General features: G+C 30.6%; 21 protein-coding genes. 20 read left to right on the top strand and 1 reads right to left on the bottom strand.

All coding sequences use genetic code 11. The features are described 5' to 3' along the window. Positions 1 to 174: 174 nt before the first annotated feature. The 19 genes from MUN68_RS08850 to MUN68_RS08940 all read left to right on the top strand — a co-directional run bounded on the left by MUN68_RS08850 (position 175) and on the right by MUN68_RS08940 (position 15,716). On the top strand, positions 175 to 663 hold the full coding sequence (locus MUN68_RS08850; protein WP_249997292.1) for a hypothetical protein: 489 nt from the start codon (positions 175 to 177) through the stop codon (positions 661 to 663). A 107-nt stretch (positions 664 to 770) separates the two neighbouring features. Further along, positions 771 to 1,232 carry a tetratricopeptide repeat protein gene (locus MUN68_RS08855; RefSeq protein ID WP_249997293.1) on the top strand — a complete coding sequence of 154 codons (462 nt, stop codon included), beginning with the start codon at positions 771 to 773 and terminating at the stop codon, positions 1,230 to 1,232. A gap of 119 nt (positions 1,233 to 1,351) precedes the next feature. Further along, positions 1,352 to 1,975 (top strand): hypothetical protein, encoded by a 624-nt coding sequence (locus MUN68_RS08860; RefSeq protein ID WP_249997294.1) that lies wholly within the window; start codon positions 1,352 to 1,354, stop codon positions 1,973 to 1,975. Between the two features lie 158 nt (positions 1,976 to 2,133). After that, positions 2,134 to 2,478, top strand: coding sequence for a hypothetical protein (locus MUN68_RS08865; RefSeq protein WP_249997295.1), 345 nt, complete (start codon positions 2,134 to 2,136; stop codon positions 2,476 to 2,478). Further along, the gene (locus MUN68_RS08870; protein WP_249997296.1) at positions 2,475 to 3,080 is read left to right on the top strand and encodes a hypothetical protein; all 606 of its coding nucleotides are present in this window, start codon (positions 2,475 to 2,477) and stop codon (positions 3,078 to 3,080) included. The genes MUN68_RS08865 and MUN68_RS08870 overlap by 4 nt, the downstream gene beginning before the upstream one ends. Positions 3,081 to 3,900: 820 nt before the next feature. Continuing rightward, positions 3,901 to 4,911, top strand: coding sequence for a toxin-antitoxin system YwqK family antitoxin (locus MUN68_RS08875; protein ID WP_249997427.1), 1,011 nt, complete (start codon positions 3,901 to 3,903; stop codon positions 4,909 to 4,911). Positions 4,912 to 5,733: 822 nt separating this feature from the next. After that, positions 5,734 to 6,027: a type II toxin-antitoxin system HigB family toxin gene (locus tag MUN68_RS08880; protein WP_054729199.1), complete on the top strand. Its 294-nt coding sequence runs from the start codon at positions 5,734 to 5,736 to the stop codon at positions 6,025 to 6,027. A 2-nt stretch (positions 6,028 to 6,029) separates the two neighbouring features. Further along, positions 6,030 to 6,386: a helix-turn-helix domain-containing protein gene (locus MUN68_RS08885; protein ID WP_068449010.1), complete on the top strand. Its 357-nt coding sequence runs from the start codon at positions 6,030 to 6,032 to the stop codon at positions 6,384 to 6,386. A gap of 206 nt (positions 6,387 to 6,592) precedes the next feature. Next, a complete protein-coding gene (locus MUN68_RS08890; protein ID WP_249997425.1) occupies positions 6,593 to 7,264 on the top strand; it encodes a DUF4145 domain-containing protein in 672 nt (223 codons plus the stop codon). Positions 7,265 to 7,417: 153 nt separating this feature from the next. After that, positions 7,418 to 7,939: a hypothetical protein gene (locus MUN68_RS08895; RefSeq protein WP_249997422.1), complete on the top strand. Its 522-nt coding sequence runs from the start codon at positions 7,418 to 7,420 to the stop codon at positions 7,937 to 7,939. 127 nt (positions 7,940 to 8,066) lie between these two features. Continuing rightward, positions 8,067 to 8,807, top strand: coding sequence for a phytanoyl-CoA dioxygenase family protein (locus MUN68_RS08900; RefSeq protein WP_249997421.1), 741 nt, complete (start codon positions 8,067 to 8,069; stop codon positions 8,805 to 8,807). A gap of 157 nt (positions 8,808 to 8,964) precedes the next feature. Beyond that, the gene (locus MUN68_RS08905; protein ID WP_249997419.1) at positions 8,965 to 9,303 is read left to right on the top strand and encodes a hypothetical protein; all 339 of its coding nucleotides are present in this window, start codon (positions 8,965 to 8,967) and stop codon (positions 9,301 to 9,303) included. Between the two features lie 3 nt (positions 9,304 to 9,306). Continuing rightward, positions 9,307 to 9,948 (top strand): Shedu anti-phage system protein SduA domain-containing protein, encoded by a 642-nt coding sequence (locus MUN68_RS08910; RefSeq protein ID WP_249997416.1) that lies wholly within the window; start codon positions 9,307 to 9,309, stop codon positions 9,946 to 9,948. A gap of 161 nt (positions 9,949 to 10,109) precedes the next feature. Further along, positions 10,110 to 10,829 carry a hypothetical protein gene (locus MUN68_RS08915; protein ID WP_249997414.1) on the top strand — a complete coding sequence of 240 codons (720 nt, stop codon included), beginning with the start codon at positions 10,110 to 10,112 and terminating at the stop codon, positions 10,827 to 10,829. An 830-nt stretch (positions 10,830 to 11,659) separates the two neighbouring features. Further along, complete coding sequence (locus tag MUN68_RS08920) at positions 11,660 to 12,667, top strand: DUF6438 domain-containing protein (RefSeq protein WP_249997587.1); 1,008 nt, start codon at positions 11,660 to 11,662, stop codon at positions 12,665 to 12,667. A 185-nt stretch (positions 12,668 to 12,852) separates the two neighbouring features. Next, positions 12,853 to 13,410, top strand: a complete 558-nt coding sequence (locus MUN68_RS08925) for a hypothetical protein (protein ID WP_272792450.1) — start codon at positions 12,853 to 12,855, stop codon at positions 13,408 to 13,410. A 153-nt stretch (positions 13,411 to 13,563) separates the two neighbouring features. Further along, entirely contained in the window at positions 13,564 to 14,139 is a 576-nt protein-coding gene (locus MUN68_RS08930; RefSeq protein ID WP_249997378.1) for a hypothetical protein, read from the top strand. Next, complete coding sequence (locus MUN68_RS08935) at positions 14,136 to 14,570, top strand: hypothetical protein (RefSeq protein ID WP_249997377.1); 435 nt, start codon at positions 14,136 to 14,138, stop codon at positions 14,568 to 14,570. The genes MUN68_RS08930 and MUN68_RS08935 overlap by 4 nt, the downstream gene beginning before the upstream one ends. Positions 14,571 to 14,741: 171 nt before the next feature. Next, positions 14,742 to 15,716: an HNH endonuclease signature motif containing protein gene (locus MUN68_RS08940; protein WP_249997376.1), complete on the top strand. Its 975-nt coding sequence runs from the start codon at positions 14,742 to 14,744 to the stop codon at positions 15,714 to 15,716. 48 nt (positions 15,717 to 15,764) lie between these two features. Here the strand turns inward: MUN68_RS08940 and MUN68_RS08945 are convergent, their stop codons facing one another. Then, positions 15,765 to 16,787, bottom strand: coding sequence for a YaaC family protein (locus tag MUN68_RS08945; RefSeq protein ID WP_249997375.1), 1,023 nt, complete (start codon positions 16,785 to 16,787; stop codon positions 15,765 to 15,767). A 205-nt stretch (positions 16,788 to 16,992) separates the two neighbouring features. Between MUN68_RS08945 and MUN68_RS08950 the strand changes: the two genes are divergently transcribed. Continuing rightward, positions 16,993 to 17,796 (top strand): hypothetical protein, encoded by an 804-nt coding sequence (locus MUN68_RS08950; RefSeq protein ID WP_249997374.1) that lies wholly within the window; start codon positions 16,993 to 16,995, stop codon positions 17,794 to 17,796. Positions 17,797 to 18,458 lie beyond the last annotated feature (662 nt).

The following is an 18,458-nucleotide window of genomic DNA, read 5'->3' on the forward strand; positions in this document are numbered from 1 at the left end:
TAAGAAACTATTGCCAACAACGTGTATAACCAATTGCTAGGTTATAGCCTACATGGAAATTCCTAACGGAATTTCCTCTGGTTCGTTTTCTTTTGTTAACTTAGTTCTTGCCAACGCAACAAGCCATACACAAACACGTTGTGCAACATTAAAGACTAAACCAGAAAATATTCAATGGAAGAAAAATCGATGATTAAAAAAACGACTGAAACTATTTCTGATAGTACTGATCAAGTTCTAAACCAACTAAAAAATGGTCTTTCCAAAATTGGAGATTTAGGATCAAATGCTAAGAATAAATTTATCAATTATGTCAAAGATGTTTTTGATGTATTACCATTGATTGAAAAAGCAGGTTTCAGAACAAATAGAGTCATTGTTGGAATTTCCATTCCTCCATCAATAGAAATTCATGTCAGTAGGTTTAAAGTATTTGAAGAAAAGGAAATTGAAAAATTATTCGAAGAATATAATGACAAAAAAATGTTCAAATTGATATTAAAATCACTAATAATGTCAAATGATTTTCAAAGCAAGTTATCTTCTGAAAGTTTAGTTTTTAGTGAAACTTGTATTGAAATATCAATTCCTCCAAAAGTGAGTATTAAATACTTAAACAAAGAAATTGCAAACCTAAACAAAATAGAAACTGAGTTTGATTAATAGCTTTTTATTTCATTTTACGAAACATAATTCGGGAATTTATGTTTAACAAAACTTACAGAATAGTCATAGTTTGCATTAGTCTTATAGCCTCTTTTTTTTATTTAATGAAAGAAGATTATATAAGTATGTCAATGATGCTTCTAGCCGCTGGACTTATAATCTATGGACATTACAGATATGGAACAGTTTATATAGCATTTCAAGAGCTCAAAAAAGAAAATTACGATAAAGCTGAAAAACTAATTTCAAAAATCAAAAACCCTGATTTACTGAGTAAAGGACAAAAGAGTTACTATCATTTTACTCAAGGAGCGATTGCCTCTAATAATGATGAATGGGAAAAGAGCTATTCTGAATGGTCAAAAGCAATAGAAATAGGTTTAAGGACTGAAAATGATACATCTATAGCTTTGTTGAACTTGGCTAATGTTGAACTAGAGAGAAAGAACTTTGATAAGGCAAATGATTTTATTGCTAAAGTTAGAGAGCTAAATCTTAAGCCATTGGTTAAATCAGAAACAGATAGAATTCAAAATGAAATTAACGTTGCACAACAACGTGTATAACCAATTGCTGGTTATAGCCTACTTGGAAATTCCTATCGGAATTTCCTCTGGTTCGGTTTCTTTTGTTAACTTAGTTCTCGCCAACGCAACAAGCCATACACGAACACGTTGTGCATAATATGAGAAAAACACTTTTACTAATATTAACAATAGTACTTTTACAAGTGTTTAATTCTTGCGAAAAGTCATATTCTAACTCGGAATTAAAAGCTAACTTCACAACTGAACAAATAGCTGATTTAAAAGAAATTAGAGAATTTTTCAAAAAGGAAATATGTAATTCTAACTTCAAGACTTGCTTTGAAAAAACTAATCACGATTCATTACAAGTAAAAGGTGTTGGAATTTGGACAAAAATAGATTTTAACGAACAGAAAAAACTTTACAAGAGTATTTCTGAATCGACTTTCAATGAAATTTGGATGTTTTGTGAAACAACATATTTTCCGAGTAAAATAAAAGCTAAAAGTCTTTGTGCAGTTGCAACAGGGAAATACCAAAAATATCTGGCTGATATAGGAAAAACAAATCCGAATATTGCCAAATATGCTGAAAAAATTGAAGCTTCTGGAAATTTTAGCGGTTTGAACTTGCAATATCATGAGATACTTAATAACAAAAGTTCATTTGATTTAAATGATCCGAATATTCAATTAATCTTAGCAATACATTATTTAGCATTGAAAGACCAGGTAACAAGAAATGCTGATTTAGTTGAACGAACTGAATCAAAATTTCTATAAAATACTATGCACAACAACGTGTATAACCAATTGCTTGGTCTGTGTGTACTCGGAAAATCCTATCGGATTTTCCTACTGGTTCGTTTCTTTTTGTTAACTTAGTTCTCGCCAACGCAACAAGCCATACACAAACACGTTGGCAATAATTTAAGAACCCTATGAACTACAAAACTTCAATTATATTAATCTTAATAATTGGATTTTACTCTTGCGGAGTTAAAAAGAAAGAAGTTTTTGGAACTTATAAAACCCAAAAAAGAAATGTTAGACAGATGTCTCTAGATTTAAGGTCTGACTATACTTATAGCTTATTACTCGAAGCTAGTATGACTTATGACTCAATTTATGGTAAATATCTAATTAAAGATAATGAGATTGTTTTATTTTCTAAAAGAAAAGAAGATATTTTGCACAAGGTTTTTTTAGATTCTGTTAAAGTGAATATACTAAATCGAAAAAAAGTTCAGATATTAAACCAAACACTAAAAAAAGATAAAAAATGAAAAAAATAATAATCATTTTATTTCTTTTAATTACATATAACATTACCGCTCAAAATAATATCGACATTTCAGAAAACGAAATTATTGATAACAAAAGCTCAACTGAACTAGTTGATTTTTTAGGCATTAAATACCGAGAGATTAAATTCACTGGAAAAGATTTAATAGGAAAATCATTGTCAATCAAGCGTTATGAGTATAATGGAAAATCGATTATAAAATCTGACATAGTATTTCCTAATGCAAATGTAATTGACAAAGATTATGGAAAACTTAATGATTCAATTTTCAGTTTTAGAGTTTTTATCCAACTCAATGATAAAAGGACTTTAGTAAAAACTAAAACCACATTTTTGAAAACAAGTATTATACAAAACATTCCTATTTATTCGAATTCAGATATTGTTTTTATGGATGAGGAAAAGAAACAAATGACAGAATTATTAGAGCATGAGGATAAATATTATTGCATTATAGAATACAATACGGATTTACCTGAATTTATTGAAATATATTATCGTAAAGGCAATTTGAAATCGGAATTGACAAATGACGAAGATAACGACAGACAATTATTGATTTATGAAATTTCGATTGATTAAAAAACTATTGCCAACACCGTGTATAATTCATTGCTAGTTCTTGCCTACTTGGAAATTCCTTCGGAATTTCCTCTGGTTCGTTTTAGTTTACTAATTTAGTTGCTGAAACACGCAACGAAATCATACACAAACACGTTGGTAACAATAGCTCCGAAATTGTAACTCCAAGTGATACAGAGTTACTATAATTACATCTTTGGAACTATTGCCACTCTTACTCTTAAAGTTGAAAGCTTACTCAAACTCTAAAACTCATTGTAGCGAAAAAAAGCCTGGTTTTCTTTTCGCGATTTTTTTTTTTGAGGTTAAGGCACATTCACTAAAAAACTATTCTGAGAAAATTTTTATTTGAGTTTGAGAAAGCTTGCGGAAATAATCACTCAAACGTAAAAAGATGATCACTCAAATTCTTTATTTTAAAGAGGAGCTTTAATCTAATTTTGTACAATTTTCTTTTATTAGAAAAATCTATCATACATGTATGAAAATTCACTCCTGCTCCAACACTCTAATCTGAATGTGATTACTCAGATGTGTCGCTACAGTTGCCAACAACGTGTATAATTAATTACTGCGGAATTTCCAATCGGAAATTCACAATAATTAATTAACTTAGCTGCTAATCGGAAAATGACTTACGTCCTTTTCCGTAACTAATCATACACAAAACCGTTGGCACCAATTTAAAATCAACCGTTCAATATTATTAATATTTCTGATTTTCAGCTTTTGGGATTCTTTTTCGCAAAATAAAATCGAATCAGTCATTTATTCTAACGAAGAATATTTTCTGTATCCTGAAAGTCAGGATGAAAAATATATGAATTGGAGCAACATATCGTGGTATTTAATTAGAGATAAATATAAGCTTGAGAGAAAAGATGAATCCAATGGAAAATGGATTCAATTTTACAAAAAAAATGATTCAATTCCTGCAAAGATTTTCGAATTAAAAAACGGTAAATTAAATGGTCAGTATCGCCAATATTACGAAAATGGTCAGTTAGAATTAATCGAAAATTATTTAGATGAAAAAATAACTGGTTTAGGAGTCAATTATTACAAAAGCGGAAAACTAAGAGATAGTGTTAAATTTAGACTAGATACTGCTAGAAACGGTTATGTCTTTTCTAATAAAACCTTTATGAAATCATATTATGAGAATGGTAAACCAAAAAAAATAGAAAATTACGATTCTTTAGGTGTTAAAAATGGAGTGTGGAGTGATTTTTACGATAACGGACAAATAAAAATTGAACAGTATTTTACGAATAAAAACACCTATCTTGATAATGCTGCGAATAAAAACTCATACGGAAAAAGAACTAAAATATTAAGTCATTATTATCCTAATGGTCAATTGCGTTTTACTTTAAACTATTCAAATGATAAAATTGAGAACGGTTTATTTATTGAGTATTATCCAAGTGGCAATAAAAAAATTAGTGGTAATTTAAGAAATGAATTACGAAGCGGCATTTGGACTGAATTTTATGAGAGTGGAATAATCAAATCTTCAGGAAAATTTTCATCTGGAAGTTATACTGTATGTGGAGTTGTACCTTTTACAGCATATTATGAGTTCAAAATTGGAGAATGGAGCTATTATTATTCAAATAATAAAATCAAAGCAAATGGAGTTTATGAATATGGCTCAAAAAATATTGAAAATACTTGCGAAGGTGGAGCAAATCTAAAATGCGGAAATCTGACGAACGAATGGAAATTTTATAATTCAAATGGAGAATCAGTCACCTTAGAATATGCTATCGAAAATGAATTAATTTTAAAAGAAGAAGTTTTCAGAAAGCGAGTATATGAAATTGAATAAAAAACTGGTGCCAACACCGTGTATAATTCATTGCTAGTTATAGCCTACTTACGAAAGTCCTCGCGGACTTTCTATCTGTGATTTATTTGCTAACTTTAGTGCTTAAACACGCAACGAAATCATACACAAACACGTTGTGCGTAAGCTGAACAGACCAAGAAAAATCCGAAATACATCGAAAATTTTTTGATTTTTAAGAACAAAAACTGAAAATTGAAACCGAAAATGAAATTGAAAAAATTACGTGGAATTTATCACTCGAACGGAATTACAAAACGTGCGGAAAAAAGCGGAATTTAGGATTTGCCCAAAACCTGTTCTTTGCATCGAAAATTCAGCGAGCCGAAAAGTTTCGGCTGAATAACAGAAACGACAAACATTACGGCTGAACTGCACGCTGAAAGGAATTGCCAAAAGTTCAGTCCTTGCATCGAAAATTCAGCGAGCCGAAAAGGTTCGGGCTGAAAAACTGGATGTCAAAACGTTCGGAATACAAAACAGAACGGATTTTTTTGAGATTTTAGAACAAAAATTAATAAATTGACTGAAATAAAAGTGTGTCGGATTTTTTAGCTGATTGAACAAAAAAGAAATCATCTGAAACGAAAAAAAGCCTACGCACAACAACGTGTATAATTAATGGCTAGTTAGAGCTTGCTTACGAAAATCCTCGCGGATTTTCTATTCGGTTTTTATTTGCTAAATTAGGTGCGTGGAACACGCCACTAATCATACACAAAACCGTTGCCAACAAGCTAAAAAAATTGAACTAATTACCAAATTGGTAACTTTTTTATTATATTTGCGTCAAACAATTATAATGTGAGAGTAATTGCAAAACGAACTTTACGAGATTTTTGGGAAAAACACGCTGATTGTGAAGAACAATTAAAATCGTGGTATAGAGAAACTGAAAAATCCGAATGGAACAATATTAACGAATTAAAAAGTGAATATCCGAGTGCTAGTATTTTAAAAGACAATCGAATTGTTTACAATATTAAAGGTAATAATTATCGTTTAATTGTAAAATTTAATTTTGAATACGGAATATGCTGGATAAGGTTTATCGGAACTCACGCTGAATATGATAAAATTGACGCAAATAATATCTAATTATGAAAATATTACCAATTAGAAACGAAAAAGACTATCAAAACGCACTCAACAGACTTGAGGAAATTTTTGATGCAAAAAAAGGAACGGAAGATGGAGACGAATTGGAAATCCTGTCAATTTTGATTGATAGATATGAAAATGAACAATTCCCAATCGGAATGCCTGACCCAATAGAAGCAATTAAATTCCGAATGGAACAAATGGGAATGAAACAAAAGGATTTAGCAGAAGTTGTTGGATTTAAAAGCAGAGTTAGCGAAATTTTGAATAAAAAAAGAAAACTGACTCTAGATATGATTAGAAAACTCAACACTACTCTACATATTCCTACTGAAGTTTTAATTCAAGATTATTAATTGAAAAAAGCCAGTTGGCAACAACGTGTATAACCAATTGCTTGGTTTATGTGTACTCGGAAATTCCTATCGGAATTTCCTATTGGTTCGGTTTCTTTTGTTAACTTAGTTCCTACCAACGCAACAAGCCATACACAAACACGTTGTGCACAATTAAAGCCAAACAGCAAACAATAATTAATTAAAACTAATAACATAGATAAAATATGCTTTGTACTCATTGTTCAGCAAAAGTAAATTTCGATTGGGAATCAGTTGTATTTAATACACCTGATAAAAATATTATGCATGAAATTCATGTTACTCATTGTCCGAATTGTGAAAAATTAGTAGTCAAACTTTCTGAACAAAAATATTCTGGAATTAAACAAATCAATTGGAAACTTGAGTCGGAAACTGAAACTATGATTTATCCGAGTAAATCTAAATTTCAAAACATAAAAGATATTCCCAAACAATATTTAGAAGATTATGAAGAATCTCTAATGATATTGTCTTTAAGTCCAAAAGCTTCAGCTGCTCTCAATCGAAGATTATTACAAAGTATTTTGAGAGAAGAATTTAAAATTCAGAAAAGAACATTAGCTCAAGAAATTGCTGAATTTATAGACCTTCCAGGCATTCCTTCCCATATTACTGATTCTGTGGATGCTCTTAGAAATATTGGCAACTTTGCAGCACATCCAACGAAAGATATAAATACAGGAGAAATAGTCCCTGTTGAAAATGGAGAAGCAGAATGGTTAATTGAAGTTATTGAAGCATTATTTGATTTTGTTTTTATACAACCTAAGAAAATTGAAAGGAGAAGAAAGGAACTGAATATAAAATTGGAAAAAGTTGGTAAACCTCAAATGAAAGCTAAGAACAAAAATTAACAGTGCACAACAACGTGTATAACCAATTGCTTGGTTTGTGTATACTCGGAAAATCCTACGGATTTTCCTAATGGTTCGGTTTATTTTGCTAACTTAGTCCTAGCCAACGCAACCAGCCATACACAAAACCGTTGTAAAACATTTGCGAAACCAATGAACTTCAATCAATATTTAGGAAAATACGTTTGCGGATATCTCTCTGAAATGGAATATCCTGAACTTGCTATTGCAGGACTTTTAGATGGTTATGACTCAAAATACCTTGGAATTTTAGCAGCAATGAAAAGAACTGACGAAATATCTGAATTGAGAAAATATCTAAAATGGACAATAGAAGAGTTGAATATTGAAATTCCAACCAAAAGAGACGCAGGACTACTCTATTCAAGCGGAATAATTGACGAAATACTGAACGATAAAAAAGATATTATAAAAGGAGTTTCTGAAATTAAAAGTAATGCATTTTCTTGCTATGACTTTTATTCGGAATCTGATAAATTTTGTTACGATAGCGTAGGATTTGAAAATATTTACGGACTTTTTGTTGAATATTACGATTCGTTAGATAAATTAAACGTCGATAAGAAACATTTAGAAAATACTAAAAATGAAATGTTAGCGGAATTGAAAAAATGGAAACCAAAATTAAAAAACGTTTTACAACAACGTGTATAACCAATTGCTTGGTTCTAGCCTACTTGGAAATTCCTAACGGAATTTCCTCTGGTTCGTTTTCTTTTGTTAACTTAGTTCTCGCCAACGCAACTAGCCATACACAAAACCGTTGGCTACAAGCTGAAAAATGAACTACGCAAGGAACAAAATAGAACTTGAAGAAAATGGGTTTTCCGTTTTAACTGACTTGTATTCGGAGAATGAAATAAACCGAATTTTAGCTTGTATTGAAAATGCTGAACAAGATGGAAATTCATTTATGAAAACAAAGGATTTATTTGCGATTAGACAATTAATCAAAAATGTTCCTGAATTGAGTGATTTGTTGTTTAACAAAAAACTAACTGAATTAATTTCTGACCTTTCCGAATCCGAATATTTCCTGACCAAAGCCATTTATTTTGACAAACCAAGTGAATCGAATTGGTTTGTTGCTTATCACCAAGATTTGAGCATTTCAGTTGACAAAAAAGCTGATTTGGAAAATTATGTGAATTGGACATTTAAAAAAGGACAAAACGGAGTTCAACCACCAATTAAAATTTTGCAAGACACGATTACAATCCGAGTTCATTTAGACAAAACGGACAAAAATAATGGAGCTTTAAAAGTCATTCCAAAATCTCACTTGAACGGAATTGTTCGAGTGGACTCAAAAGATTGGAATATTGAAAACGAATTTATCTGTGAAGTGGAAAAAGGTGGAGCAATGTTAATGAAACCTCTGACTTTACACGCATCGAACAGAACAACAAACGGAAAGAAAAGACGAGTAATACATTTAGAATTTAATAAACATAAATTAACTGAACCGTTGGCTTGGTTGGAACATTATGGAATAAAAGCCAGTTGCCAACAACGTGTATAATTCATTGCTAGTTCTAGCCTACTTGGAAATTCCTTCGGAATTTCCTCTGGTTCGTTTTAGTTTACTAATTTAGTAGCTTAAACACGCAACGAAATCATACACAAAACCGTTGGCATTCAATTGACACCGAACTAAATTTAAACAATAAAACTAAAATATGGCAATTTCAATTGACTCAATAGAAACATTACAAAAATACTTAAATGGAGTTTTAGATAGAGCTGACCATCACGCAGGAAATGTTGAAGGTGTTTCTCTTGCTTTATTAGGAGCAATAGTCTGGAAATCTGACCGAGAAATCGAAGTTAGAGAATATAATGGTAGTCCAGCAAATATGATTTGGTTTTGGGTTAAAGACAACAGATATGCAATGTCTTATAATCATTCAACAGAACAAATTGAACTTAAAGAAAGAACACATAAAGGAGGAGTTTTACATACTTTCGATAATTCAACAACATACCAAGAAATTATTTCAGCTTTTAATAATTTATAAATTATGAGTACTTGGGATTTACAAAATGTTGAGAAAGACTTAATAAAGGCTTTTAACGAAGATTCAGAAACTCAACTTCTTAAAATATTAAAAAATAATTCATTTTTATTTTATGAGTTATATTCAAGAAAATACGGAATTTCACCAAATTTTTCTGAAATATCTTTTGGCGGAAAATTCAGATGCGACTTTGCTTGGCTAAATGACAATTCAAGTGGTCCAGAATGGGTTTTAGTTGAAGTTGAGAAACCCAAAATGAAATTATTTACAAAAAAGAACGAACCGACTTCTGAACTTAATCATTCAATTGAACAAGTAAAATCTTGGGACAGATATTTCAAAGAAAATCCGCTTGAAAAAAAACGAATTTTTGGTGCTGTATCAAAATTCAGATATATTCTGGTTGGTGGAACAAAAGAAGATTGGCAAACCGAAAGTGCTGTAAAATGGAGAGCTTATCACAATGACACAAGCACAATTGAAGTTAGAAGTTCAGATGTTTTTCTACGACCATTAAAAGTTGCTAAAGAAAAATTTGGAGAATTATGGAGCTTTGAAGAAAATCCTAAATCTCTAAAACATTCTGAATTAGAAAAATTTTGGACTGAATATGGATATATGGATTTTTGGAGAAAAGCACTCTGAAATAAAAAAACGAAATGCCAACACCGTGTATAATTAATGGCTAGTCCTCGCTTACTTACGAAAATCCTCGCGGATTTTCTATTCAGTTTTTATTTGCTAAATTAGGTGTTTAAACACGCCACTAATCATACACAAAACCGTTGGCAGTAATTTATCCAAAAATGAAACGAATTACTTTTATCATACTTTTTTGTTTAATTACAATGAACCTTCAAGGTCAATGTGACTCAATCTCGAAAGAGGTTTTAAATATCATAAAGACAGAGAAATATGAAAGATTTGAAAATCTGATTATGCCTATAGAACAACAGAGGAAAATAATGCATTGGCCAAAATCTGAAGAAGCAGACAAAATGCTTTTGACAATAAAAGATTCATTAAAAAAAGAACTAACTCTAAGTGTAAAACAATTACGACTTGAACTACTAGGCAAAGGATTCGATTTGAATAAAACGGAATTCAATAATTGTCAATTAGTTGAAAACAAACTGAATGTTTTTATTACCAACAATGAAAACAAATCAAGTTTTACGGTGGAAACTCTAAAAACTGACAAAAGATATTTAATGCTTCCTATTAACCAGTTAGCACCTAAGCTTCCAGATTTTCAACCAACAAAAGAAGAATTAGAAAATTCAACCATAATCATATCTGGAGAAAAATTCAAACCTTTCAAACCTTCACAAAAGGAAAAGGAAAAAGGTTTAGAAATTTTAAAAAAGTGTGTAGACACCAAAAAAACGGCAAGTAAGAACATATTATTTGCTAACGGAATGAAAGACAAAAACGGCATAACAATATTGACTTTTATGACAGTTAGTAAATCAGATATGAATAGGTATAAAGTTATCCTTGAAAAAGAAACTTGCGAAAAAGAATAAAAAACTACAGCCAACAACGCGTATAACCAATTGCTTGGTCTGTGTGTACTCGGAAATTCCTATCGGAATTTCCTACTGGTTCGTTTTCTTTTGTTAACTTAGTTCTCGCCAACGCAACTAGCCATACACAAAACCGTTATAAACAAGTACTCCTAAATCGTAACTCCTAAGAAAATTGGATTACTAAAATTTAATCATTCGAACTTCTGCTTACTCAAACTCTTAAATGGAAAGCTTACTCGAACTCTGAAGTTAAAAAGTTTAAAATTCTCTGCTTTTAATGACAACTAATTGTAGCGAAAAAAAGCCTGGTTTTTTTTCGCGATTTTTTTTTGAATTTTAAAGAAGTATTGACCAAAAAACTATTCTAGGCTAAATTTGTTTTTTTTTGTAAATGGTTTTGAAAGTTTGCGGAATTATTCACTCAAATGGGAAAGTTGATCACTCAAACTCTATATTTTCGAAAGGTAAAGAAAACTAATCTTGGATGTTTTTTTATCTATTAGGAAATTTATAGCTAAACTTAAAAGCCTACTCATGCTCCAACGCTCTTGTCTTGTCGTGATTACTCGAATCTGTCCTACCAGTTTATAACAACGTGTATAATCAATGCTCCAATTGTGTTTCATTTTTAAATTTATATCTTTAACAATATGATTCGCTACGACGGAAAATCCTGCGGATTCTCAGTCGCACAAATCATACACAAACACGTTGGCTGTAATATGACCTCACATCAAACTATGAGATATTTAATATGTTTTTTTCTCTTTTTATTGTTTAGTAATTGTCAAAAAAAAAAAACTAAACAAGATTTTAAACCTCATTTTGTGAAAGCAGAAATAATATCGTCAAGAATTGACAGTTTAAATTCTCAAGATGAAGTTCAAGCATTTGTCAACAAACTAAATTATCCATTTTTTGAACGGAAAATATCCGAAGATTCTGTTAGAATTTATAGGAAATTTGAAGAGTTTGAACTTAAAAAAATAAATGAATTTAATCGAGATTGTAGATTTGATGTTGATAGTTTAACTAAAAAAGTTGCCGATTCATTAAAAATTAATAAGAGTTTTTATAAATCAGATTTTGACAACAATGGATTCACAGACTTATTAATAATTGGAGACAGACACAATTGCATGGCAATGGCTGATTGTGATGGATATATATCTTGTGATTTTAGTGTGTATTCCTTAATGAATTATGGCAATGATTCAATAAATTCAATTGATCTAAATTTTATAACAATGTCGGAATCATTAGTTCCAAAAATCTTAAACGACGAAAATGGTTCTCGAATAGAATTACATAGACCAATTAGTTACAAAATTGTTCATGGAGAAAAAGTAACTATAAAGAAAATTACATCAGTAGTTCATAAATTTGAAAGTTTTATTGAGTATAATGATAATATCAAAAGTTATGACATCGAAAATGTAGAATTTACTGCTCATGGTTGTGGTGCAGGCTGTCCTGAATTCAATTTATCCATTAATAAAAATAGACGCGGAAAACTTGATGCTACTAATTATAATTGGATAGATAAAAACTACTCATATAATTTGGAACCAAGTGATATAAACGGAAAATACGAATCTATAATTTCAGAAAAACACGTTTCAGAAATATTTGATATTATTAATTATTTAGATTTCACAAAATTAGATGAAGAATATTCTTCTGGAGCAATGCATTCGAGCTACTGTACACTTAGAGTCACGTATGATAACGGAAAAACAAAAATTATAAAAGACGACGGAATGATTGGATCTTTTGGATTAAAAAGAGTTTATGAAATGTTATATGAATTAAGGTTTAATCAGGAATGGAAATAAAATACTACAGCCAACAACGTGTATAACCAATTGCTGGTCTGTGTGTACTCGGAAATTCCTATCGGAATTTCCTATTGGTTCGGTTTCTTTTGCTAACTTAGTTCTCGCCAACGCAACTAGCCATACACAAAACCGTTGCCACACATTTGAGGAAAATCATCTACATATTGTCAATCTTTCTGATTTTGAGTTGTAAAAACAAAACAACTGAAATAAGAAATTACCCAACTGACAGAGAATTACAAAAAGAAACTTTTGAACTAGTTGGACTTGACACAACCACTTTAAATTTTAGAGAAATAACCAATATAGTTAGAAGTTACAGCGAGAATAATAAAAAATTAATTGTGGAATTTGATGATGGAAAATTAAAAAAAAGAATTACACCTTACTTTTACGATGGAGGACTAATAAAATATAGAAATGTAATCCCAATAACATCTGACTCGATATTAAAAGACGGAGGATATTCAATATCAGAATTGAAACGGATTTTAAAAAAACATTATCTGAATAAAGATGAAAACTTTAGATATGCTCAGTCACCTAAAAAAGCACTTGTAGAAATCACGATAGATACGAGTAAAAACGGAAAAGAACTGAAAGAAATATTAATTAAATTGACACGCACATTTGACGAAATAAAAGAGGAAACTCATGACACATTAGAATTAAGAGTTTTCTTTGATTATTTTCGACAAATTCCGCCACCACCAAAACCATCGAAAATGGAAAAAGAATAAAAAACGTGAGGCAACAACGTGTATAACCAATTGCTTGGTTATAGCCTACTTGGAAATTCCTAACGGAATTTCCTCTGGTTCGGTTTCTTTTGTTAACTTAGTTCTTGCCAACGCAACAAGCCATACACAAACACGTTGTAGCACATTAGAGAAATGAACGTTTTAGAAGAAAATATAGCGGAATTTAAAACTGACTTTCCAAAAAGTTGGTCTTTTCTTTGGTCACCAGAAGATGCCGAAAAAATTTCTGAAGAACATAAAGACCAAATCTATTTTCTGAATAAAAAAGGAACTGAAATTGTAAAGGAATATTTGAATTCTTCTAAAATGTTGGGTTACTCAACTGGTACTGATTGGAGTCCATTTACTAAAGATTATTTCAAAACCGAAAATAAATTTCAAGTCTACGAAAACTGTGATTCTGAAATTAAAAAATGGCTTTACAATCTTGGAATCCCATTTGACAAATATGTGTTTGTAGATTCTGATAATTCTGGACAAGCAATAATGCTAACTTGGAAAATGGTAATTAAATATTGGGAAGGAATGTTTTGGGATACTGACCTGACAATATTTGACGGAAGTCTGAATTGGGCATTATATTACTATCATGAAAGTCAGCTCTTTTTTGGAAAGGATAATATATTTGACCAAGAAGCAGAATATGATAAAAATCTTGAACAGAATAAATTACTAAACGAAATAAAAAATAGAATAAATAACATATGAGCAAGTGGTTATTGAGAAAAGCATCAGGTTCAAGGGCAAAATATAAGTCAAATGGCGATTTTTCAGATAATCGAAATTCTAGCGAAAACGTTGATTTTGATAATCTTCCTCTAAAGGAATCTATGCGTAATAAAAATTATCATAAAACATATTTAGACACAACTTTAGTAAAACGATGGTTAAATTCTAAGTTAGGTCAAGATTTTGATTCTATATATTCTGAGTTTTTAACAAGAATTCAGCCAAAATATTTGGATGAATATCGTGATTGTATATTCTGGTATGTAGCAAAGAGCGAAGATGTAGAAATTAAAGAAAATGGTGACGTTTGGGGCAAATGGTATGGACAATTTGTTAAACTTCCATATTCAAGACAAATGACTTTTTATGTAAATCCAACTACTAATAAACTCATTAGAATATCGAAATAAACGTGCCACAACAACGTGTATAACCAATTGCTTGGTTTGTGTGTACTAGGAAAATCCTTTCGGATTTTCCTACTGGTTCGGTTTATTTTACTAACTTAGTTCTCGCCAACGCAACTAGCCATACACAAACACGTTGTACCTAATTTTAGAGCCAAGTTATAATAGAAAAGTTTGTACAATCTATTTGACATAAATGAACCTGAAAAAATCTGCGAATATCGTGGTGAAACTTATCGTGTAAGAGAAAACGGTTCTATTTTCAGATTACAAAGAAGAAACAAAAGAAAAAGACCATTAGATGAAAAATGGACTTTCGGTACACCTGATAAACAGTATGGTTATTGGAATTTTGCATCGGAAAAAGTTCATAGAATTGTAGCGACTGCTTATCATGGGAAACAACCTTCAGAAAAACACGTCGTTGACCATATTGACACTAACAGGAAAAATAATAGACCTGACAACTTAAGATGGATAACGAGATTAGAAAACATTTTGCTCAATCCCATAACTCTATCAAGAATAATTTTAAAATACGGAAGTATTGACAATTTCCTGGTAAATCCATCCAAACCAATTGACGGAAAACTTGAACAAAATTTTGACTGGATGAGAACGGTTACCAAGGAAGAATCGGACTATACTAGAAAGAATTTAGAAAATTGGGCTAAAGAGGGTAAAATACCAAAAGGAGGTCAATTAGGAGAATGGATATTCACAAATCTTAATAAACAAACTGAAATTTATGTTGAGGAAAATCCACTAACTGATTCTCTAACATATAATGCAATTCAAAAAAATTGGAAAACCCAAAGCGAGTTTCCAAATTGTCCAGCTAAAACAAATGATAGTTCAATCGAGAGTTACAAGAAAAGTCTGACTAAAGGAACTACCTTTTCCATAAATCAATATGGCAAATCTTCGGTTGAACACTCTGAATTATCAGAAAACAAAAGCGAATTAGTTGTATTAACGACTAGTGATAGTATGAAACCATTTGCGCTAGCAAAAGTTTATATTCAAAATGAAAAGTTTATTCACGAAAGTTTAGGCACATTTTTTACCTTAATTGGAGCACAAAAATATTTCAACCTAGCATTAGGACTTGAATGGCATGGAGAAGATTCGATAGATGACTATTGTTGACACAAAAAACAAGATTCAGCAACGTTAATAATTTCTGAATACCTAATATTATCTTTCTATTTTGCTCATTTCTAAAATTAATTCTATAACTAATTCTGGAAAAGATTCTTCAACATACCCTTGAAGTCTGTTAATGACTGGCCAATAATTATCGCCAACACCACCATTTATCAATTGAGTCCAATGTGTTGGATAGTATCTAACTAACATTCCCAAAAAGTAAGATGCCAAAAAGGTCATTCCGAGTTGTGAATAACGTACATTATTGTCAAACGGTTTGCTAACATAAAGACCTGGAATAGAACCAAATGTTTTTTGAACATAAGAATGGATAAATTGTGGTTTATGAGAATTAAAGTTATCAATATCAGATGTTATAGTTGTCCAACCTGAAACCTCTGACATTTTATATCCATTATCTGAAAACCATTTTTTGAATGGTTCCAATTCCTTCTGACGAACTTTACACTTAAAACCAACATCTTCTGATAATTTAAATTCATTAACTGTCGAATAAAGTGCTTTATCTTTTAATTGCTTAAAATCTTGAGCTAAATCCGGTAATCTTGAAAGAATTTGTCCAAATGTAATTGTTTGGTCTTGGGGAGGAATTGGATATGTTGTTATCCAGTCAACACCTGAAGAACTAATATGGAAAGACATAATATTTTCGGTAGTATTAATAAAATCTGTAAACAGGCCTGCAGTAGTTTTAACTTTTAAATCACCTATTTTTTTAAGGGTCAGATTTAAATCCCCAGATAATTCATTCGACCAACTTTCCGTTGTTAAACCATGACCAGCTGTTAGACCTTCTTCCCCACCTCTTTGCTTCATAAATAAAGTTAAAGCACGACTTAAACTTGATACACCGTAAAAAACTAATAATGGTCTTACTGAAAAACTTGCATTATTCGCATTTCGGAAATATTCTCGAGCTTGTTTCGCTGAGGAATTAATCTCTTTAGCTCGTCTTGTGTTTAAAGTATTATCAAAAATTTTCTTATATATATTTTTAACATACTCTTGACTTTCTAAAGAAAGAAGACTTTGCCATACTTCTTTGTTCATGTTATTAGTTTTGGTAAAGGTAGTTTGTTGGCGATTAAGAACAAAACTAGGTACAACAACGTGTATAATTCATTGCTTTGGCAAGTGCTTATTTGGAAAATTCCTTCGGAATTTTCTCGCGTTCGTTTTTGTTTACTAAATTAGTTGCTTAAACACGCAACTAACCATACACAAGACCGTTGGCAAACATTGAATGCAACACTAAATGAGAAATCGTAAATCAGAGAATATTAGCAATATCAAAAAGACTTATATTGAAGTCTATAATTTTTTGAAAAAGCATCATATCCTGCTTTTGGTATTTCCAACACTTATTGGTGGAATTTGGCAATTAATTGAATTAGCAAATATTGACATAAGTTTTATCCGGTTTTTTTCTATAACTCAGTTAGTTTCTGACGGATTATTGGTTTTATCTTCTGCTTTTATTTTTATATTTATTTCTGCATTTTTATATTGGTTTATATCACTAATTTTGGATTCTAATTATAGACCTGAAAAGGATTTAGCACCTGTAAGAATATTCTTTTTTACAGGAATAATTTCAGCTATTTTCAGTATTGTATATATATTTCTAATTAAAAAGAACTTCTCAAATATTGAATTTAACGCTTTCGATTTGACAGCTTGTGCGTTAGCTATAATTTCAATTTCAGTTTTTTATTTTTACAACAAACACAGTTTGAATTATCATAAATATGTAACTGAATATGTTCGGAAATATATAGTATTTGCATACATTTCACATTTTTCATTAATACTTTCATTTGGAATTTTAGGAATTGGAACTATGGCTAAATTTCTTAATTATGTTAATAATTCTACACTACCAACTAATTTAAAAAACATTCAGAATTTAGAAAAAAGTGTTAAAAAAGAATATTCAATCAATGATTTTGAAATTAAATACTTCAACGACAAATTCATTTTTATTGAGTCAAATAAAAACAATGGGAATGAAATAATTATTTTGAAATTTGATAATTTTTTTAAAGAAATGCCAAATTGAAAAACAACGATTTGCCAACACCGTGTATAATTCATTGCTTTGGCAAGTGCTTATTTGGAAAATTCCTTCGGAATTTTCTCGCGTTCGTTTTTGTTTACTAAATTAGTTGCTTTAACACGCAACTAACCATACACAAACACGTTAACAACAATAGTGCAAAAATTCAACAGCACCACTCTATTTGAACTATTGTTTTAAATACAAAAATCTCAAAATTTCTCATTTAAGATTTTCGTTTATCATTTTTTGGAGAACTAAACGCTTTTTGGTTTGGTTTTGTTTATTAAGTTATTGCAAAGAAACTCTCAAGAAAATTGATTACTTAAATGGCAAACAATTTATTTTTAGAATAATATGTTTTATCATTTAAAATTGTTTTTTCGCTTGTCAGCCGAATTATCACTAGCGTTCTGTATCGTTCTTAAATCCAAAAAAGGTGTTCGTTAGTATTCCTGTGGTACAACCTAAATGCTATTATGGACTTTTCTCTTTTGCCAAATCAACGGTTTCTTGGGAGTATCAGCTAATGTTAGTTATAGCATTCTCTTTCGGTTGCTGTGAAGTATATCGCTAGTTCTGTGATTTACCAATGACTTGTGCTGCACTACAGTTGCTAACAACGTGTATAATTAATTACTGCGGAATTTCCAATCGGAAATTCA

The organism is Psychroserpens ponticola (genome assembly GCF_023556315.2).
Taxonomy (GTDB): Bacteria; Bacteroidota; Bacteroidia; order Flavobacteriales; family Flavobacteriaceae; genus Psychroserpens; species Psychroserpens ponticola.